The sequence below is a fragment of the Arthrobacter sp. D5-1 genome (assembly GCF_017357425.1).
Taxonomy (GTDB): domain Bacteria; phylum Actinomycetota; class Actinomycetes; order Actinomycetales; family Micrococcaceae; genus Arthrobacter.
Map to the genome: position 1 here is coordinate 4,033,555 of NZ_CP014571.1, position 18,480 is coordinate 4,052,034.

Annotated in this window: 19 protein-coding genes; 12 read left to right on the forward strand and 7 right to left on the reverse strand. The window is 60.6% G+C overall.

The genetic code is table 11. The annotated features are described in order from the left end of the window. Positions 1-9 precede the first annotated feature (9 nt). From AYX22_RS18545 to AYX22_RS18575, 7 genes are all read left to right on the forward strand, one after another. Positions 10-1,257, forward strand: a complete 1,248-nt coding sequence (locus AYX22_RS18545) for a CoA transferase (protein WP_207594850.1) — start codon at positions 10-12, stop codon at positions 1,255-1,257. Next, positions 1,254-2,093 (forward strand): enoyl-CoA hydratase/isomerase family protein, encoded by an 840-nt coding sequence (locus tag AYX22_RS18550; protein WP_207594852.1) that lies wholly within the window; start codon positions 1,254-1,256, stop codon positions 2,091-2,093. The genes AYX22_RS18545 and AYX22_RS18550 overlap by 4 nt, the downstream gene beginning before the upstream one ends. 65 nt (positions 2,094-2,158) lie before the next feature. Further along, entirely contained in the window at positions 2,159-2,764 is a 606-nt protein-coding gene (locus tag AYX22_RS18555; RefSeq protein ID WP_207594854.1) for an AAA family ATPase, read from the forward strand. A 282-nt stretch (positions 2,765-3,046) separates the two neighbouring features. Beyond that, positions 3,047-3,943, forward strand: coding sequence for a phosphotransferase (locus AYX22_RS18560; protein ID WP_207594856.1), 897 nt, complete (start codon positions 3,047-3,049; stop codon positions 3,941-3,943). Continuing rightward, positions 3,940-4,413 carry a hypothetical protein gene (locus tag AYX22_RS18565; RefSeq protein ID WP_242703401.1) on the forward strand — a complete coding sequence of 158 codons (474 nt, stop codon included), beginning with the start codon at positions 3,940-3,942 and terminating at the stop codon, positions 4,411-4,413. The genes AYX22_RS18560 and AYX22_RS18565 overlap by 4 nt, the downstream gene beginning before the upstream one ends. 340 nt (positions 4,414-4,753) lie before the next feature. Continuing rightward, positions 4,754-5,209 (forward strand): hypothetical protein, encoded by a 456-nt coding sequence (locus AYX22_RS18570; protein ID WP_207594858.1) that lies wholly within the window; start codon positions 4,754-4,756, stop codon positions 5,207-5,209. Between the two features lie 561 nt (positions 5,210-5,770). After that, on the forward strand, positions 5,771-6,034 hold the full coding sequence (locus AYX22_RS18575; RefSeq protein ID WP_207594860.1) for a hypothetical protein: 264 nt from the start codon (positions 5,771-5,773) through the stop codon (positions 6,032-6,034). 1,373 nt (positions 6,035-7,407) lie between these two features. Here the strand turns inward: AYX22_RS18575 and AYX22_RS18580 are convergent. The 3 genes from AYX22_RS18580 to AYX22_RS18590 all read right to left on the reverse strand — a co-directional run bounded on the left by AYX22_RS18580 (position 7,408) and on the right by AYX22_RS18590 (position 8,766). After that, entirely contained in the window at positions 7,408-7,713 is a 306-nt protein-coding gene (locus AYX22_RS18580) for a hypothetical protein (RefSeq protein ID WP_207594862.1), read from the reverse strand. A 91-nt stretch (positions 7,714-7,804) separates the two neighbouring features. Continuing rightward, positions 7,805-8,362 carry an RNA 2'-phosphotransferase gene (locus AYX22_RS18585; RefSeq protein WP_207594864.1) on the reverse strand — a complete coding sequence of 186 codons (558 nt, stop codon included), beginning with the start codon at positions 8,360-8,362 and terminating at the stop codon, positions 7,805-7,807. Between the two features lie 47 nt (positions 8,363-8,409). Then, the gene (locus tag AYX22_RS18590) at positions 8,410-8,766 is read right to left on the reverse strand and encodes a hypothetical protein (RefSeq protein ID WP_207594866.1); all 357 of its coding nucleotides are present in this window, start codon (positions 8,764-8,766) and stop codon (positions 8,410-8,412) included. Between the two features lie 229 nt (positions 8,767-8,995). On the opposite strand from AYX22_RS18590, the gene AYX22_RS18595 reads away from it, so the two are divergent. Beyond that, entirely contained in the window at positions 8,996-9,655 is a 660-nt protein-coding gene (locus AYX22_RS18595) for a uridine kinase (protein WP_207594868.1), read from the forward strand. Between the two features lie 50 nt (positions 9,656-9,705). On the opposite strand, the gene AYX22_RS18600 is transcribed toward AYX22_RS18595, so the two are convergent. Continuing rightward, positions 9,706-9,924, reverse strand: coding sequence for a hypothetical protein (locus AYX22_RS18600; RefSeq protein WP_207594870.1), 219 nt, complete (start codon positions 9,922-9,924; stop codon positions 9,706-9,708). A gap of 278 nt (positions 9,925-10,202) precedes the next feature. On the opposite strand from AYX22_RS18600, the gene istA reads away from it, so the two are divergent. Both istA and istB read left to right on the forward strand, forming a co-directional pair. Then, complete coding sequence (gene istA / locus AYX22_RS18605; protein WP_071416161.1) at positions 10,203-11,756, forward strand: IS21 family transposase; 1,554 nt, start codon at positions 10,203-10,205, stop codon at positions 11,754-11,756. Then, positions 11,753-12,541 carry an IS21-like element helper ATPase IstB gene (gene istB / locus AYX22_RS18610; protein ID WP_071416162.1) on the forward strand — a complete coding sequence of 263 codons (789 nt, stop codon included), beginning with the start codon at positions 11,753-11,755 and terminating at the stop codon, positions 12,539-12,541. The genes istA and istB overlap by 4 nt, the downstream gene beginning before the upstream one ends. 69 nt (positions 12,542-12,610) lie before the next feature. Here the strand turns inward: istB and AYX22_RS18615 are convergent, their stop codons facing one another. Then, a complete protein-coding gene (locus tag AYX22_RS18615) occupies positions 12,611-13,492 on the reverse strand; it encodes a hypothetical protein (RefSeq protein WP_207594872.1) in 882 nt (293 codons plus the stop codon). Between the two features lie 110 nt (positions 13,493-13,602). On the opposite strand from AYX22_RS18615, the gene AYX22_RS18620 reads away from it, so the two are divergent. Next, a complete protein-coding gene (locus tag AYX22_RS18620) occupies positions 13,603-14,283 on the forward strand; it encodes an ASCH domain-containing protein (protein WP_207594874.1) in 681 nt (226 codons plus the stop codon). Between the two features lie 1,166 nt (positions 14,284-15,449). Here AYX22_RS18620 and AYX22_RS18625 read toward each other — a convergent pair. Further along, positions 15,450-16,238 (reverse strand): MOSC N-terminal beta barrel domain-containing protein, encoded by a 789-nt coding sequence (locus AYX22_RS18625; protein ID WP_207594876.1) that lies wholly within the window; start codon positions 16,236-16,238, stop codon positions 15,450-15,452. A 714-nt stretch (positions 16,239-16,952) separates the two neighbouring features. Beyond that, a complete protein-coding gene (locus AYX22_RS18630; RefSeq protein WP_207594878.1) occupies positions 16,953-17,342 on the reverse strand; it encodes a tautomerase family protein in 390 nt (129 codons plus the stop codon). 668 nt (positions 17,343-18,010) lie between these two features. On the opposite strand from AYX22_RS18630, the gene AYX22_RS18635 reads away from it, so the two are divergent. Then, positions 18,011-18,394 (forward strand): DUF1304 family protein, encoded by a 384-nt coding sequence (locus AYX22_RS18635; protein ID WP_089596237.1) that lies wholly within the window; start codon positions 18,011-18,013, stop codon positions 18,392-18,394. Positions 18,395-18,480 lie beyond the last annotated feature (86 nt).

Below are 18,480 nucleotides of genomic sequence, written 5' to 3' on the forward strand. Positions count from 1 at the left end.
ACAGCAATCATGCTCAAACCACTCCGCGGAATCACCGTGATCGACCTCAGCCGGGCCCTCGCCGGCCCCTATTGCACCGCACTCCTTGCCGACATGGGCGCCCGGATCATCAAAGTCGAAAGCGTCAATGGTGGCGACACAGCCCGCCAATGGCCGCCATTCCAGGATGGTCACAGCCTCTATTTCGACTCCGTCAACCGCAACAAAGCCTCCGTGTGCTTGGACTTCTATTCAGTGGAAGGTCGTGAAATCCTCTCCGGTTTAATTGCCGATGCGGATGTCCTGGTGGAAAACTTCAAGCCCGGCACTTTGGAAAAAATGGGCTTCACAGCATCCCGGCTTGAAGAGCTGAACCCGGGACTCGTGGTGGGATCCGTCACCGGGTTCGGCAACACCGGCCCGCTCAAGGACGACGCCGGACTGGACCAGGTCATCCAGGGAATGTCAGGGCTGATGTCCGTCACGGGGCCTGGCCCAGGTTCCGGCCCCGGCGAGGCCTACCGGGTCGGCATACCGATCGTGGACATCACCTCCGGGATGATCTGCGCCTTCGGAATTGTGTCAGCGCTCCTGGGGTCCCGGAATGGCGAGCGCCCCGGCCGCGTGTCCACCTCCCTGCTGGAGACGGCCCTGAATCTGTCCGCGTTCCAAGGGCAGAAGGCGCTCAGTCTCGGTGAAGCACCAACGCCGCAGGGCAACGACCACCCGGTCATCGCCCCCTACGGCATGTTCGCCACAGCCACGGAATCCATCAACATCGCCGTGGGAAGCGACAAACAATGGCGCGCGTTCTGTGGACTGCTCGAGATGCCCACCGCCGTGGAGGATCCCCGTTTCGTCACCGGCGCGGACCGCTCGGCCAACAGGGATCAGTTGACGGAGCTCATTGAAGCTGCCCTGTCCGCGAAGCCGGCAGCCGAATGGGTTCCGCTGATCAGCGCGGCCGGGATCCCGTGCGGCCCCATCTACAACTACACCCAGGCACTGGCCTCGGACCAGGTCGCCGCCCTGGGACTCGTCCAGCACAGCAGGCGTCGTGATGGGTCCGAACTCCCCCTGCTCCGCGGCCCGCTCAGCCTGGACGGAGAGGCCAGCAAAATCCTGGCTCCCCCGCCGCTGCTCGGCGAGCACACCGCCCAAATACTCATGGAGCGTGGAATGACGCACGACGACGTCACCCGGCTTGAGCGAGAGGGCCGCCTCGTCTGCGTGCCGGCTTCCGTCCTGGTTCCGGAAACTTTGGGAGCGCAGCGATGACCGTAGTATCCCCGGCAGACACTGCCCGTCCCGAGGTTTCCCGTGCCGGCGGCATCGTCGTCGCGATATCTGCCGGCGTGGCAACCGTGGAAATCTGCAACCTTGCGCAGCGGAATGCCCTGACCCGGGCCATGTGCCTGGAGATCCAGGAACTGATGCCGCAGTTGGACGCCGATCCTGACGTTGCCGTGGTGGTGCTGCGCGGCGCTGGGAACACGTTCTGTGCCGGGGCCGCCATCAGCGAACTCGCTTCCGTCCTGATCGATCTGCAAGAGGACGGTTCCACGGTAGATCACCTCAGCGCCGCAGACTCTGCCATCGCTTCCCTCGCCAAGCCCGCGGTGGCGCTGGTCGATGGCGCCTGCATGGGTGGCGGCTGGCAGATCGCCTCCGCCTGCGACTTCATCATCGCCAACGAACGGGCAGTCATCGGACTGACGCCGGCCAAGATCGGTATCATCTACCCGCGACCGGGCATCGAACGGCTTGTCCGCCTGGTGGGTCACGCCAACGCCAAGTACATCCTCCTCACCGGACAGACGTTCAGCGCCACTGAAGCCCGCGCGCTCGGCCTGGTGGCCGACGTCGTGCCTTCCGAGTTCTTTGAGGAGAAGTGCGCAGCACTGATCAATACGCTCCGGAGCCGTTCGCAGTTCTCCATGCATTCGATGAAGCGGCTGATGAACTTGACTGACGCCAGTTCCGGCCTGGCGGTAATTGACCAGGAGTGGGCGGAGGCGTGGGCGGCGATGCCGGACAGCCCGGACATGGAGATCGGCATCAAAGCGTTCCTGGACCGCGAGCAGCCCCGGTTCACGTGGCGGCCTGTGGGCTGACTCACGCCGCATCACGGCACAAGACGGCACCTCCCTTCGTTGGTAAGGAGACGAGGGGAGGCCTCATGCTCATTGTTCTGACTGGAATTGACGGTTCGGGAAAAACGACGGCGGCCCGCGCCTTGGTCGATTCTGCCCGCGCCGAGGGGCGGAATGCGCTGCTGCTCAGCAACCACGCCGCCCGGCGCCGTATGTCGCTGGTGTCCGAGCGGTTTGGCTGGAAATTGCCACCGCGGCCAGCCGACGTCATTGAAACCGGCGTCAGGTTGTTCAACGTGCTTCTCAACCATGCGCGCGCCCACAAGTTCGACGGCCTGGTGGTGATGGACCGTCACCTGCACTGCCAGCTCGCACTGCGTCAGGCCAATGGTTTAGGCCGCGGCCGGCTGCTTCCGTGGCTGCTGGGAAAGCTCCCAGCGCCGGACCTCTCAGTCCATTTCGACGTCGACCCCCGTCTCGCCCACCAACGGGTCACGGCACGCGGGACTGACAACGAAACACTGGCTGACCTTGAGGCTTTCCGCGCCGCATACCGTTCGCTGCCCGAGTTTGACGACTTTGAGGTGGTCGACGCAGGCGGGAATCCGGAGCAGGTGTTTGCCCAGCTGAACCGGGTGATCGCCGCCGGCGGGGAAGCTGCGGTCCCCCGACCCCACCAAGCCACGGCTTGACTTGCTCCCCGGCTCACGACGGATAGGCTCGCCCCATGCCAACTACGGCGTTCCTTGGGGGGAATTGATGAGCGTTAAAACCAGACGTAGCCTGCTGATCTTCGTGTTCGGATTCGGGACCTACGCCGTTCTTTTATCGACGTTGGGTCCGCTCCCATCTTTGGCATTGGGTGGTGTTGTGGCCGCCCTCGCCGTTTTTGTTGACCGGTGGATTCGGATACGGCGGGGAACCCCTATGACTCAATCACCCGATAACGCCTCCACTCTGGGTCAAGGGCATCCTTGAGTCAGGCCGCTGAACGCACGACGGCGGACATCGCCTTTGCAGTCGCCGCCCGCCGGGGTGCGGGTTCGGTGTCGTTGGGAGGAGCCGGGACCGAGTTCCTCTTTTATGAAGCCGCCGGTGGCTTAGTTCGTGAGGGCTACCGGATTCCCCGTTCGAGTGAATTCAACACGGCGAACAACAGGGATGTCTCAGCCGAGACCCTACAACGTCAGGAAATGATGTTGGCGCACTGGGCTTCGGACAACGGCATCCCCAGCGCCGCCGCCATTGATCTTGTGATGCAAGACGGCTTCCCCGTACTAATTCTGGAAGTCGTAGACGACGACGGTTCCGATCTGGATTGCTCGGCACTTGGATCAGTTATCGCCTCTATGCACCGTCTGCCAGTTCCCGGCCTTCCTTTGGTTGCCCAAGCAGGAAGGCCTTGGGATGCCCGGCTCGTAGACCGGCTGGAGGAACGATACTCGCGTCTTCGGATCCGCCATTCGCTCCCCAACCTGCCTCCCTCAGCAACACTGCAGGCAACGCTCGAACGCAACTCCAGCGAGCCCCGCCTTATGCATATGGACCTTCGACGCCAAAACGTCAGGGTCCGCAGCGGTCAGCCGCTTGCGATCTTCGACTGGAGCAACACCCTCGCAGCACCTCCAGATCTGGAGATCGCAAGGATCAGTGAGTACTCCGTCATCAGGGAAAACGGCATCGACTATACGGCCTTCCTGGACGGCTACTCCAAAGGTGGCGGGAGCATCGACGTCGGAAGCCTGTCCTGGCCCATCTACACTCTTGACGCTGCGGTGATGCTCGCGGGAGTCTTCGACACCGTTGCCCCGGATCCTGAAGTGCGCGAGCACTTTCTATCCCGCGCGCGGGCACTGGTGCGTGAACTGTGAACGGGACATCAACGCTGATTTCAGAGGCCCGGATCAGTCGCGGCTCCCAGAAGGTCATCGCAAGCGTGGTGGGCATGCTGTGCATATTCATCGTTGTGACCTCCATTCCCAGCGGTGTACTGCTGATCAGCGCAGGGCTGGTGGCGGTCATTGCGCTCCTGACAGTTTCGGTACTCCGCATCAGGGTGACCGTTGAAGCCACGGAGCAGAGCCTGACCGTCAGATGCCGGCCGTTCTATTCGAGGGCGATCCCGCTGAAGGACGTCGTCGATGCCTCCCCGGCGCCGTCCAGTTCAATGACCGAAGGCTTCGGCGTCCGGTACTTGGGCCAGCGGACGTGGGGGCTGCTGGTCGGCGGCCCGGCAATCGTCTTGGAGACCCCCGGCCGCACCTGGCTGATCTCCACGCCGGACCCGGAGTCCACAGCCGCGTCCGTCCTCGCCCACGCCGGCAGGCTGAAGGACAGATAACGGCAGGTGGTTTACCACCATCGTGGCAACAGTTTCGATGAACATACACGGTAGAGGGCCAGCTCGAAGAGCACCTCTACATTCAACGTGGACGTGTAGCGTTTAGGGCCCTTCACCGGGCAATTTTGCGGGCGGGTCTTACGGGAATCCGAGGCCCCAGGGAGTTACGGGGAATTGGCTCGGAGCTTCTCAGGAGTGAAGAGTGGCCGGTGGAGGACCGGTTTACGGGCACCGGTTCGTCTGGGCCTCAACGATGGCTCGCGATGAGTTGCCTTATTCGGTTGAGGTATCTTTTGGCGCAGTCTCTGGCCGTGACGGTTTCCTCGTGGATAATCAGGGCATGCTCATCCGAGAAGCCAAGGACCGATTAGAGCAGATGCTCGCGGAAATAGAGACAGGCGAACGCAGCGACACCTTAACCCCGGGAGCGGTGGTGAAGGCCTTCCAGTCGTTCGCGGCCATCCCAGCCAGCGACTGCGCTCCCGTCGACGAGGATGGCGACGGCGTTCTGGCCCAATTCGGAACCAACGGGTCGCGTGGCACACAGGAATTCAGCGTGGACCTCTCGCGTCAGTTCATTGAGGCCGGCGACGACGGTTCGACATGGCAGCTGTCGTGCACCCTTTACTGGGATCCAACACCCGACACCACGGCACTTGGTAGCGGCAGCCTGTGGTCCTTCGACACTTCACCCGAAGACTTCTTCAGGAACGCGGTCCTCCTTCCTGGCTGGAAATGGGCGCTTGGCACAAGCAAACGACCCAACTCACGGGACATTACGCTCGACCAGGCTTAAGAAGGCAGCCGTCCGGTAATGGATAGGCTTACGCGCGCACTACTGCTCCACCACTTATGCGCCATTAGCCCTCCAAAATGTCAGGGCCTGGCGATACCTTCCTAATACCGTGCAAAGGGCCGGTTGAATCTATAGGGGCAACAATGAGCGCACCGGATCGACGAGTTCGCGTTATCTTCAGCTGCAAGAGAGGTCACCAACACGAGCTTTGCGTGAGCGTTGATCGCCAAGTACCACCTGAGCTTCGTTGCACCCCAGATGCTGGTCAAGGCTACGGCGCCGGAGACGGAGCTGGCTGCAAGGTGTCGGCCAATTTGAACGAGGTAGTGGAGCGTGAGTTGCGTGACGCTTTCCAAGAAAGCAAACGCCGCCGCCACGTTCTAGTTCGCGAACATTAGAAGTAATCGTGCGGGCGGCCAGTTTCATAGTCCGGCCGCGGGTAACTGCGTAGCAGATGCTTGTGCTCGACTGCCCGTTTCGGGATCCTTTGCCGGGCAGGATCGTCTGGCTGGCAGCAGAGGTAGGGTCATCTGCATGATGTCGAGAGGAGGTTGATTCGAGATGGATACGATTCATCGCAGTATGAGCCAACAGCGCAATTGGCTGAAGATGCTGTTTTATGGCTCGATCGCCAGCGGAGTGTTGGCGCTACTAACGGCAGGATTGACCTTAATCCTGTTCCAGGAAATTGAGAGCAGAGGTGACGTTACCAACGCGCAGGATTTCGGCTGGCGCGCAGTCGCGCTTGCCGTGTTGTCCGTCGTGCTCTTCACTGTCTACCTCATCCGTCGCAATGCGCAGCGTCGGAGATTCCCACAAACGTAGAAGTGTCCCTCAACCCCGTTAAGTCCTTACAGTCCGCTGAAGGATCCCTAATCGGCGCCGGCCGGATCCCTCAGAGCCATGCGGGGGCATCAGGATGGTGCTTCAGTTTTGCTCGTGGGTACGAGGATGTTGCCTTGGATCTTTGCCCATCCAGAGGACTCCAGCTCGGTAGTGTTATACCCATCTGCTACGAGGATCGCCGTTACTTGATCCGGTCCAGACGTCCTAAGCAATTCGCCTTCTGTGGCGTCGCTGCAACCGGAATTCCACAGCGTCGGATCTGCAGGAACGGCAATTAGACATGTGTTCTTACCGTCGGTGCTTCGCCCCAGAAAATACTTCTTACCGCCAGCCTCTGCAGCGAGCACAACTTTGTCCAACTCGATATCCGACAGAGTGACGGCAGGAGGAAGCTCGTTGGTTGATGCTGCCGTACTCTCTAGGATTTTCAGGCCGGGTGCGTAGGAACATCCGGTCAGAAGGATTCCGGCAGTGAAGAGGATTGCTAGAAATGAGAAAGTTCCGGTCTTGATGGCGCTGCCCCCTCAGGCTGTCGTATGCCGACATCATAGCCTCGCGAATGTCCTTCCTCTGGGTCAACCGACGCTTGGGTCACTGAACCAAGTCTTCCGAAGCGTCACGACTCCCAAGGAACGGAGAAGCCAGAGACTGCAGACTGCCCGGTGAAGGATAGGCATACGGGCAGCTCGGACAGCCGCGCCAGCGCGATCTTTAGCCCTGTAGTCCGGGGTTAGACTGGGCCTGGTATGGACGGATTGGGGGATCCAAGACGGCGCACAGCGCTGTTCGGCTGGTCGGTCGCAGCCCGCGAAACTATAGGAACGACAGTGACCTTCTTTCAGGACTTTTCGATTCCGGAACCGCCTCCTCGTCCACGGATGCCCCGGTTCATGCCACCTCCTTGGACGGCCCCGCCCCGCCACGAACTGCCCGTTATCGTCCCTGTAGGACGGTTCGTCCACAAGTCCCAGGCCTTTGTGATGGCCATTGACGCCGTAAGGGTCCACTCCGCGGGGTGCGTCATTGACCTGCTGCCATGTCCTCTCAAAAGCTGGAGGAAACTGACCACGCTGCCCAGCCGCCACCCGGTGCCGGCTCGCCTGTGAGGGATCCCTCACCGGGCACCGCGCCTTTGGGGGCTCCGTGCGCTAGGGAGTCAGCGCAGGTTGCCGTATGGAGGCAGTGTCTCGGAGGGGCAGCCAGTACGGACGCTTGAGATGTTCGAAGAGCCACCGGCTTACAGGCGTGCTGCCCGCCACTGGAGGGCTAAAGGCGACCGGATCGTGCGATTCACAGTGGAACAGCCCGGAGCCAAGACGTTGGAGTAGCGCGCCTTATGCACGTAAAGGCCGCTAGGGCTCTACCCGTCGGAGTTGGACCGCGTAATGCGTTTGGACGTCTGCGGCCAGATCCGGGCCAGCGTGACCGGGCAAATTGCGGTGCCACCAGAATGCAGGCTCTGGTAAGACGGATGGCCCGGCGTGCAGGAGCGAGGCGAAACGTTCGTCAATCTCGGCAACAGCTTCCGCGAAAATCCGCAGTTCAGGGTACGAACCGAGTTCCGGAGCAGAGATGACCCTGCCGATGACATCCCTGACTTCGAGTGCATTCTCGTACTCGTAGATGCTCCACTGGTAGCCTTCTTCGCACTCCACCACGAAAGAATTCCACGCGTCAATGTATCCAGCCGGTGACCAGCTTCTTCTGGCTCCTTTTTCGCCTGCGACATCACGAAAGCCTCGGATGAACTCACTCATCTTCAGGAAGGACCGAGATAAACCTGGCGGGAACGCTGTCTGCCAGCCATACTTTTTCGCCACCTTGGTAAAAGCTGACGTGCTCTCCGTGTGCGGCCGCGCTGTCAATGAGAAGGAGAACCGGGTCAGTGTCCTTTCGTTGTCCTACCTGCTTGGCCATTTCGACGTCCTCGGATAGGTGGACGTACTGGCGTCGCATGGGTTGCAAGCCCTCTGACTGAATAGCTCCGAGGCTTTCCCTGGACGTCCCATGAAACAGTTTTTGAGGTGGACTTTCTTGTGGCTTCACTATTCGGGCAGGGACACTGTGACCGTAGAAAGCTCGAATGCGGTCACCACGGAGTTCATGACGCCGTTTAGGCGAGGACAGGAGCATACCCTCGAGATCGGTGAATTCAAGGTTCACCCAATCGGGGGACTCTCGCCTGAGCGCCTGAAGAAGGTCCTCCACAGACGTCCACCCTTCCTCGTCCAGCTCCAGTTCGTAAAGCCACGGCTCGTGGCGCAAAGCATGCGATACAGCCCGGCTGAGCTTCGGGTAGTCGGTCATATGCCTCGTGCTTTCTGCAGTTACTTCCTAAGCGATTGGGCGGGCGGTCAGCGAAATTCAAGCATGTCGTCGATGGCTGAATGAAGCCATGCTGCGAAATCAGGAAATCCTCGGTTCCCGCGTGATTCCCATCCTGGGTCGGCGAAGTCATGCACGATCGAGATCTTGCCCGTTGAGAGATCCCAGCACGCCACGTCATCGTTGTCCTCTCGCCGGGCGAGCGGCACGACTCTGCGGTCTGGATAACGGCCCTTCAGCCCCTGGTAGTGCGTCCGCAACCGCTCACCAGTCAGAACGAACCACGGCTCAAGATAAATAATTTCCATGGCCACAAACCGGATGAAGTCCGATGGATACTCGAAACCGACGGGCAACTCCTCGGCGGTCAGAAGTGTCTCGCTCATCAGTTTTCTTTCCATCCTGTCACCGCTGAACCCTTGCTGTCTGCATGGAACACTTTGCTTCCGATACGCAATCTAACGGCCCCGACAGCGTTGGGGCAAAGCGAGAAATCCCAGGGTCCCACGTTCACATAGAGTGCCCGGTGAAGGATCCCTTACCGGGCGCTTTGAACCGTCCGGAGAGCCACCGGCATACGGGCGCTGCGCAGGGTACTTCTGTGAAGATGACGATATGAAGAAGTTCATGCGATCGCTGGCAAGCAATATTCTCGACGTCACCGGGCCAGGGCGCCGGCTCGTCGCAATCGACGGTGTAGACGGCAGCGGCAAGACATCCTTCGCCGCAAACCTGGTATCCGAGATCCGGAATCGCTTTGTGACCGTCATTCACGCCGACGACTTTCTAAACCCCTCGGCCGTCCGGCATGCCAAGGGCCGTGCCTCACCGGAAGGGTTCTGGAAGGACACGTACAACTACGCTGCCCTGCAAGACCAGTTACTCAGACCGCTCGGCCCAAAAGGGACCGGCTGGTACTCACCGGCCTCCTACAATGCGGTGACTGACCAAACCGCGCAAGTGGATGTCATGCTCGCCCCATCAGATGCACTCGTCTTTGTGGAAGGCATGTTCCTGCACCGCGATGAACTGGCCTCCTATTGGGATGCTTCCGTATTCCTGGACGTTCCTTTCACCGAAACCGCGGCACGAATGGCAGTTCGGAACGGCAGCAACCCGGACCCCGAGCACCCAACGATGCGCCGATACGTAGGAGGACAGCGCCTCTACTTCGCCGCGGCACGGCCATGGGAACGCGCCACGTTCGTGGTGGATAACTCGGATTTCACGTCACCTAGAGTCATCAGCCCCGACCTGGTTTCAAGTGCACGGTGATCGACCGGCTTACGGACTGTCCGTAACCGGCCTGAACTGAGTTGGTCGGGCTATTGGTTACCTGGATCGGGCGCGACGATCTCCACCTGAATATTTTCAAAGCTGGCCCCGGCTGCCACGTGAAATCTGTATTCATCCTTGTAGTCGATGTCGCAACGACCACCGGGATGGTGTCTTACTTCTTGGATTTCCGACGTGAGAGAAAGCATCGGGTATTCCAAAGGGCCGGCCGCCAGATCTGCTTCGCTCGCGACCAGCTCGGCCTGCACACGTCTTCCGGTTCTAATGCATGGCAGTGGCGAGGGTTGCGAGGACCCATTTCGGTCACCCAACGGATCATCGATTTCCAGGGCTGTTAGCGGCCATGAAAAACTGCCCATAGGCGGCCACGAAAGTGCCCACTGACGGCCAGTAAAACTGCCCGATGGTGGCCATGAGATCTGCCCACTTCCTTACTGAACCGACCGCGTCTTAAGCGGTGGGAGCCTCTCCCTGGGGTTTGATGACGGTGTCTAAGCGCACCAAGCGAACCAGGAAGAGGCCCTGTATGAAGTCTGACGGAGAAATCATGGAAATTCTTGCTGCCTACGACCTGACCGGATCGTTGCGCGCCACTGCGGAGCTCACGGGCTGCTCGCACCACACTGTTGCCAAACACGTGACCGCCCGGGACGCAGGCCGGCCGATCGGGGAACCGACGGCACGGGGCCGGGTCACCGACCCGTTCCTGCCCAAGATCGAAGAATGGGTGGAAGCCTCCAAGGGCCGGATCCGCGCTGACAAGGCCCACGAGAAGCTCCTCGCTCTGGGCTATGCGGGTTCGGAGCGCTCCACCCGCCGGGCGATTGCGCAGGTCAAGGACGCGTGGCGGCTGGGCCACACCCGCGTCCATCGGCCGTGGATCACTGAACCTGGGATGTGGTTGCAGTACGACTTCGGCGACGGGCCACGGATCGGCGGGGTGAAGACGATCCTGTTCGTGGCGTGGCTGGCGTTCTCACGCTTCCGCATCGTGATCCCGCTCAAGGACAGGACGGCGCCGAGCGTGTTCGCGGCCCTGGACCGGTGCTTCCGGATCCTCGGCGGAGCACCGACCTATGTCCTCACGGACAACGAGAAGACCGTGACCACCTCCCACGTTGCCGGGGTCCCGGTGCGGAACCAGCAGACCCTGGACTTCGCCCGGCACTACGGGGTGACCGTGCTGACCTGCCAGCCCGCGGACCCGGCCACCAAAGGCGGGGTGGAAGCGTCCGTGAAGCTCGCCAAGGCCGACCTCGTGCCCAAAGACACCAACCTCCGCGACGAATACGCCACCTTCGCCGAGCTCGAGGCCGCCTGCACGGCGTTCATGGACGAGGTCAATCACCGTGAGCACCGGACGACGCGGCGCAAACCCGCAGCCATGCTCGCCGAGGAAGCCCCGCGGCTGCACCGTATCCCGGACACCGCCCACACGGTCGCCTTCGGACTCGCCCGCATGGTTCCGGAGAACACCCCAATGGTCACCTTCGAAAACGCCCAGTACTCCGTCCCGGCCCACCTGCTCGGAGCCCGGGTGTTCGTCCGCACCCACGGGACCGGGCCCGGCGAGCAGGTCATCATCGTCCACCACGGCACTGCAGGGCCCGTCGAAGTCGCCCGCCATGATCGGGCCCGGCCCGGCAGTCCCGCCATCAACGACGAACACTTCCCGGGAACCCGGACCAGGGTCCCCGGCGATTACGAGGTCAGGGCCCGCAGCGCGGACGAGGCAGCGTTCCTGGCCATCGGCGAAGGCGCCAGGACCTGGCTGATGGAGGCCGCCGCGGCCGGGACCGCACGGATCAACGTGAAAATGGCAGAAGCCGTCACGCTGGCCAAAATCGCCGGCACCGACCAGGTCGACCGGGCCCTGGGCGACGCCGCACTACATGGCCGGTTCGCGCACCAGGACCTCGCCTCGATCCTGAACGCCAACATCCGCCGCACGACCACCCACGCGGCCAACGAAGCCACCTCCCTGACTCAGGGAACCGGCGCGTGGGCCGCGATCGGCAACCCGACCCTGAACACCACAACCAACACCACGACCAAAATCACGCCGGAGGAGGCCCGATGAGCCCCGTCACCACAGCCAACACCGCCGCTCCGCCGTTGCCGGCGGACCTGGAAGCCCTTATGCGGTCCCTGAAAATGCCCCACGCCCGTGCACTGGCACCGGACCTGATCGCGACCGCCCGCGCCCAGCGGTGGGAACCAACCGAGGTCATCAAAGCACTCTTCACCGAGGAAGCCGCCGGTCGGGCCCGGTCCATGCTCGCTTCCCGCCGCAAAGCAGCAGGCTTCCCGACCGGGAAGACCTTCGAGGCGTGGGACCCTGCAGCGTCCTCCATCCCTGCCCCGACCCAGCAGGCCCTCCGGACCCTGGAATGGATCACCCGCAGGGAAAACCTCGTCGTCTGCGGGCCCTCCGGGACCGGGAAGACGTTCTTCCTCGAAGCCCTCGGCCAGCAGGCCGTTGAAGCCGGAATGCGGGTCGCCTGGTTCAGGCTCGAAGACCTCGGCGTCCTGATCCGCGCCCACCGAACCGACGACAGCGTCACCCGGGCCGTGGCCAGGATTCTCCGCGCGGAGCTCGTGGTCATTGACGATATTGGCCTGTTGCCGGTGGCCACGGACGCCGCCGAAGGTCTCTACCGGGTCGTGGACGCAGCCTACGAAAAACGGTCCATCGCGATCAGCTCCAACCTCCACCCCGCCGGATTCGACGAGCTCATGCCCAAAACCCTCGCAACCGCCACCGTTGACCGGCTGCTGCACCACGCCCACGTCTGTCAGACCAGCGGCGATTCCGTCCGCCTCACCCAGGCCCTCGCCGGGAAAGGAGTAACCCGACTGAACTGATCAACCCCACGATGGCCAATCCCGCCGAACCAATCAGTGGGCAGATCTGTTGGCCATCACCGGGCAGTTTTACTGGCCACCAGCGGGCACTTTTAGTGGCCGTCCATGGGCAGAAACAACTGGCCATTGACACAGGGCGTTCAGGATCGCTCGGCGTATGGAAGCCCAGAGCTCTCCGAGGCGCGAAGATGAGAGTGCTCTGATCTTCGAGATCTCGAGGTACCCGTGTTCGAAACCATCGCTGGCCTGCCTCGCCTGCGAATATAGGTCATGGTTTCCTTCAAGCACACATCGCTCTCGCACTGATGAGTCCAGTTTCTGGATGACTATGCCCCAGGCCTGAAGGAGCGCGTCTCTTCCTCCCGCTCGGACGATTTCACGCTCACGGAAGATCGGGGTGAGGGTTTCCGCCACGATCCACAAATGAGCCAGTGCCATGATTTCGTGCCCCGGGACAGCATGACGCAATGCGATCTCGTACTGCGCCAACGCCCGCGACATCCGCTCGGCGTCCGGATGCGATGAGACCGCCCCTAGGACCGAAACGAACGCCTCAGTGCCCAACACCCTCGAAGAGCGTGGAGGCCCCGGCAGAGGGAGCAAGTTCTGCATGAAAGGTCTCCGGTCAGACTGTCGGGAGCAATCGAAGACGAGCTCGAGCTGGAGTTCATCGATGGCCGCGTTAGCGGCAAAGGATGCTATCGCCGCGCACGTCGATGCCCTGTCTGCCAACTTCTTAGCCCCTGAATCGAGGTCTCTACTGATCCCTCGGAGTCTGAAGATGAGATCGCTTGGGATGCCCTTCACGGAAGGCGTGTCCTCGTACTGGCTGTAGATCACCACTTCGATGTCGCCTTCGGGATCTGAAAGCTTGGTGACTATCGCGTTCTCGGGTTCAATCCGCACCGCGCTTGTTGCCCTTACTACTGCCATGAACTCTGCCGAAGTCATACGCCAGCCTATGCCGGCCGTGGGGCAAAGCCTCTGAAATCGGCTTTCAAAAGCGTCCGCTGAGGATCCATATATAGGACAAGGGGCAGCGCCTGTTAGCGTGGTCCGTTGTGGAACCACTTGAAACTGAGCGCCGTGTCATTGATGCTGCGGAAGCCTTGGCGCGAAGTCTCGGAGACAACGACAATCACACCGTTGCTGCAGCAGTGATGGATGTAGATGGACGTATTCACCAAGCAGTGAATGTCTACCACTTCAACGGCGGCCCGTGCGCCGAACTCGTTGCCCTGGGAGTCGCGGCCACTGCGGGAGCCGTGCAGCTTCTGACCATCGCCGCTGCTGGTGACCGAGGGCGTGGCCTGATCCCTCCATGCGGTCGATGCCGGCAAGTTCTACTCGATCATCATCCAGACATCCTCGTCGCTGTGCCCTCGGAATCGGGGCCCGTTGTTCGGCCTGTTCGGAAGCTTCTGCCCGACACTTACTTCTACGCGGACGCCCGGGGGCGCCGTATTTTCCGGTTTAATAAGCGGTATCACGACGCCGTACTGTCGGGCGAGAAGACCACAACTATTCGCTGGGATGAACCAGTAACGGCGGGACCGGCGACGTTTGTTTTCGAGGACCACTCCGAGTTTGCGCATGTGGACGGAGAGATCATCTCTGTCGAGCAGACAAGGTTGCAGGATCTCGGCGCTGAGCACGCACGCGGACTCAAAGCTCACTACCCATTGATGCCCGAAGACGCCGTGCTGTCGCGTGTCTCATTCCTCGTCCAGGCTGCCCGGTAAGGGATCAGATTCGACTGAGTACCTACGTCCGTTAAAGGATCCCATTCCGGGACGCACGGCGCGTCAATTAGCGTTGTGAAAGTGCCGCACATCCAACGCAGATGTTCATTGTTCGTCGTGGACAGATTGTTTGTACCGCCATCGGAGGACAAAAGAAACTGCAATGGCGGCTAAGCAGCCAGCTAGCAGAGCGGTCCAGAAGACATATGATTCGGCTGAGAGCGGCTGCACTAGCGAAGCCCCCAACGTTAGTACGCAGAGCACCCCGACAAGGAAGCCGCCACTCATCAGGACGACGACGGCCAACATCTGTAGCTGACGCAAGCGCTCGTTAGATGGGGTCATGGCAGTCCTTATGTTTCACAGACTCAATCTAGCAACGCTGTGAAAGCTCTGTCGCCCGCAGTGTCCATCACCAGTCGCAATGTCCGGTGAGGGATCCTTCACCGGACGCCGCCCCTAACGTGGCTAGGAGCAGGTGCCCCCATACATGGGCACAGAAACTGTGGAGAATTTCCCGGTTGCAGTCTGGGTCACTCTGATAACCACACAGGCTGGCCCTTGGACCAAGGTCATCCCCGGGAACTGCGTAGGCCGGTCCTGACATGCAATGACCGTATAAGAACTCGGTAGGTCGAGGTCTTCTTGTCGGAGCGCTTCGCCGGTTTCCCATTCTGTTGCGGAAGCAACAATGAGTGACGCGTCTGCTGGGGTATCGATGGTGATGGTCCGTTCCCCAGATCCCGCTGCCACAGTTATCGGGGTTTTCCAAGCTCCAAATTCCGTGCCTCCACCGCTCGTGTAGGAATATCCGTTCATCTCGTCTCGGATGGGCCAGGAATAGTTGGTAGGACTGCCCTCCCAGGCAAGCGAGGAAACGCCTTCGGCCGTCGGAGCTTCGGGTGCGGGTGGAGGACTACCTTCCCATGCATCTCCGCAGGTCAGCGTAGAGGAAAGGTGAAGCCGAGGGCTGGCGGTATCCGGGACCGGATCCGATTGTGTCGGGGTGCAACCAGTGGCTCCCACTAAAACAGCCAACACCGCTGGCGCGAGGTTCCGAATTGAGTGCATAGCTGGCCCCCGTTGAGCTATTGAACAGCTCTAAGCACAGCACAGAACACTTCAAACTGGTACCCCAGCACGATGAGGGATCCTTTGCCGGGCGCTCAGCAGCTCGTTCGCACTTTGTAGGTGCCTTGAGCCAGCGAAGTTGAGGCTGCCGGTACCTCCGGACGACGGAGGATGACTCTGTCACCAATGCGAACCTTTCCAGGACGACTGGTGTGTGCCTGCAATCCTAGATTCGTATTGTGGTGCGTGCCGAGCAGTTTGAGGATTTTCTGTTCGACGGCGACGCCTCGTTGCGACTGGTCGATCATTAGGCATCGGGGCATACCTTGGCCCAGACGCACACGTACCTGGTCACCAATGACCAATTCAGCACCAATCCAATTGTCTTCTTGGAAGACAGGTTCGGTTCCGGTGTCGATGATGATGTTGGCGCGGAACCGGCGCTCGTCCACCGGTTGTCCCGATAGTACGGCAATCGCTGCCAGAGATGACGTCGTCACCAGATGCAGTGGTGTCTCGTCGTGGTGCTTGATTGTTGTTTCTCGGCGCAATCTCAACTGCTGGCCCAACACCTCGGACAGCGCCTGCGGGGCCGCAGGGTCATCGGCGTGATATTGAATGCCCTCCGGGCTTACCAGTATTGGGATGTCGTGACCGTCTTCTATTCGGGAGGACCATTGCATGAGCCCAAGGACGGGACGAAAACGCCGGGTACGTTTTCCGCTGGCGATGCCTCCATCATCGGTGTACACGGCCCACTTACGATCGTGCTGCAGTCCACCCGCCGTCACTCTGGCTATGCGCAGCGCCTCACCGGCGGTCGACTTGATGGGATAGCGGTACAACGATCGGACCGTTCCAACTAAGGTTCCCTCGTGTGTCATTCTGGCATCATTCCACGCATGCGCTGGGGTGGTCCTACCCTACGTTCCTCGTGTGCAATTGGTTCCAATCGTCCAGGCAGCGACCCGAGTCCGGTTAGGGATCGGCTTGCGCACCGTTCCGCCGGCTATTCATAGAAGGACAGCCCATACGAGTAGCTCGTCATTCTCGGTCTCCTCCTTGGAAGGGGCGGAAAAGGGGACTTCTCGCAGCCTATCGAGCTGATGAATCCAGGAGTCTGGTCTGAGAGTATCCGGTCTATGACTAGGGCTGAATCATTGGTCGTACGGATTCTGCCTCCAAAGGGCAACCGGCTTTGCGAGGTGAGTGAACAACGCAGTTGGCCAGCCTGCTCGTCATACCAAGCGTAAAAAGTTCCACGATGTGGAGCCGCTTTGAATCGGTTCCGCAGTCCATTGACGACTTCATCGAGCGCGGCAGCAAGATCTCCGGCAGAAGAACGGGGCAAAGGAGCCACAGAGTACGCCCAAGTGTTTGCTCTCAACTCTTTCTCTGGGTGATCCGGCAACAGCAATATGTCTGGATCGTCAAGATAGGACGCGACCTGGGCGGCAAGTGTTTCAATCACGGCCGAATTCTATAAGGCATGTGTCTTGCGAGGCAGCCAAACCGGTTTGAGCTTGGCCCGGTGAGGGACGCTTGCCGAACAAAAAAGGGCACGGTGAGCCATCCGTTATCGTTCACGATGCTGCCGGTCAGACCTCTACTTTGTAGCCAAGAGCGAGGTCAGCGGCGTTCAATCCTCTGATGCCCCAGTTCACCTTGGGAGTCTCGGTAATCGTGATCTCAAGACTGTGCGGCGCGATCCCGGCTTCCGCCTCGATGCGATGGAAAAGCTCTGCGATCAACGCACGTTTGGCATCATCAGAGCGCCCCTGAAACATGGAGATCTCAATAATTGTGTAGTCGGCACCGCGATCCTCAGGATGAACGAAGTCCTCATCGTCCAGCAGGATAAAGCGCTGAAAGCACTTGTCTGCCGGATACTCCAAAGCGGCCATGACAGCACCGTGAATCGCAGTCTTCAACGTCGCCCGCCGAGGGCCAAGTGTCCCTCGATGCCCGTAAACGATAATTTGTGCCATGCGAGCACCATACCTGTCTGCGGGGAATGAAGCCGGCGGCCGAACGGGCACCAAAGCGTCCGGTGAGGGATCCTCCACCGGGCATTGCACGTAGACTCCCAGCGCGCCAGCACCCGCTGTGGTCCCGATCCACTATCGGACGCTCAGAACCAATTCAGGACATCTTGCATTAGCCACATGACCAAGCCGAAGAGCAGGAAGATCGGCATGAGGTACAACACCCAGATGCCGTGAATTTTCCGCTTTGTCATGCGAGGCTCCTTCCGTTGACTGCGAGTTTACCCAGAGCCGCAGCCCGAACCTGCCTAGTATCGAGACAAGTCCTGCATATTGCGCAACGGAGCGAGGGGCATCAGCCAACTTTGGATATCCCTGTCGCGCAGCTCTTGGATTGAAAATTTCTCGGCTGCCGATTGAGCGCCCGTAAGCCGATCGTGTGGCGGCCGCTGGTCAGCGATCCTTTGGCTTGGCGGACGTCGGCGCTGTGGTTGAGGAGCCGTAGGTCAGCGGAGACGGTTGCGTTCAAGGCGGGCTGTTGCGGCCGGGCTGGAGGCGGGCGGGCATGGGTAGTGGACTGCGTTTGCAAACCAGCCCTTGAAGGTCTTCGCGCCTGAAGCGTAACCTGCACGCAAGAAGCGGAGATTGCAAGATTGGCCTAGGAGCGCGGCATGAATGTGCTGAGCCAGATACTCGCCGGATCCACCAGCCTGGCGCTGATAAGCGTTGGCATCCTGGAGATCTTCTTCCATGGCGATCAACGGTTCCACCGGATCTTCCTGATTAGGCCGGAAGACGTGCGCGCCGTGCGGATGTGGGCGATGAATGTTGGCGCCTACAACATCACCTTCGGCTTGGGCATCGCAGTGGGCCTGTGGCTGGTGAACTTCTCAGGCAATCCCGCCAGCGGGTCGGCCATAGTTATCTTCTGCTGCTCGTGCCACGTCTTCCTTGGTTTCTGGCTGTGGGTCACAGAGAAGCGCCTTCTGGTCAGCGCCATCGGCCAGGCGCTCTTCCCGGCGCTGGCAATCGTCTTCTACGTTCTCTTTCACTAGGGGGTGGTGGTTGGCGAATGCTAGTAGCGGCGTTTTTGGTTGCTACGCGCCACAGCAGCGCCCGTAGGGGATCGGCCTGCGGACGT

What these genes read in the sequence shown, in the direction of transcription:
- AYX22_RS18625 (WP_207594876.1), bottom strand. Translation starts at nt 16,238, where the DNA reads ATGACACACGAGGGAACCTTAGTTGGAACGGTCCGATCGTTGTACCGC.
- AYX22_RS18550 (WP_207594852.1), top strand. Translation starts at nt 1,254, where the DNA reads ATGACCGTAGTATCCCCGGCAGACACTGCCCGTCCCGAGGTTTCCCGT.
- istA (WP_071416161.1), top strand. Translation starts at nt 10,203, where the DNA reads ATGAAGTCTGACGGAGAAATCATGGAAATTCTTGCTGCCTACGACCTG.
- AYX22_RS18570 (WP_207594858.1), top strand. Translation starts at nt 4,754, where the DNA reads ATGCTCATCCGAGAAGCCAAGGACCGATTAGAGCAGATGCTCGCGGAA.
- AYX22_RS18635 (WP_089596237.1), top strand. Translation starts at nt 18,011, where the DNA reads ATGAATGTGCTGAGCCAGATACTCGCCGGATCCACCAGCCTGGCGCTG.
- AYX22_RS18630 (WP_207594878.1), bottom strand. Translation starts at nt 17,342, where the DNA reads ATGGCACAAATTATCGTTTACGGGCATCGAGGGACACTTGGCCCTCGG.
- AYX22_RS18615 (WP_207594872.1), bottom strand. Translation starts at nt 13,492, where the DNA reads ATGACTTCGGCAGAGTTCATGGCAGTAGTAAGGGCAACAAGCGCGGTG.
- AYX22_RS18555 (WP_207594854.1), top strand. Translation starts at nt 2,159, where the DNA reads ATGCTCATTGTTCTGACTGGAATTGACGGTTCGGGAAAAACGACGGCG.
- AYX22_RS18590 (WP_207594866.1), bottom strand. Translation starts at nt 8,766, where the DNA reads ATGAGCGAGACACTTCTGACCGCCGAGGAGTTGCCCGTCGGTTTCGAG.
- AYX22_RS18575 (WP_207594860.1), top strand. Translation starts at nt 5,771, where the DNA reads ATGGATACGATTCATCGCAGTATGAGCCAACAGCGCAATTGGCTGAAG.
- AYX22_RS18595 (WP_207594868.1), top strand. Translation starts at nt 8,996, where the DNA reads ATGAAGAAGTTCATGCGATCGCTGGCAAGCAATATTCTCGACGTCACC.
- istB (WP_071416162.1), top strand. Translation starts at nt 11,753, where the DNA reads ATGAGCCCCGTCACCACAGCCAACACCGCCGCTCCGCCGTTGCCGGCG.
- AYX22_RS18585 (WP_207594864.1), bottom strand. Translation starts at nt 8,362, where the DNA reads ATGACCGACTACCCGAAGCTCAGCCGGGCTGTATCGCATGCTTTGCGC.
- AYX22_RS18545 (WP_207594850.1), top strand. Translation starts at nt 10, where the DNA reads ATGCTCAAACCACTCCGCGGAATCACCGTGATCGACCTCAGCCGGGCC.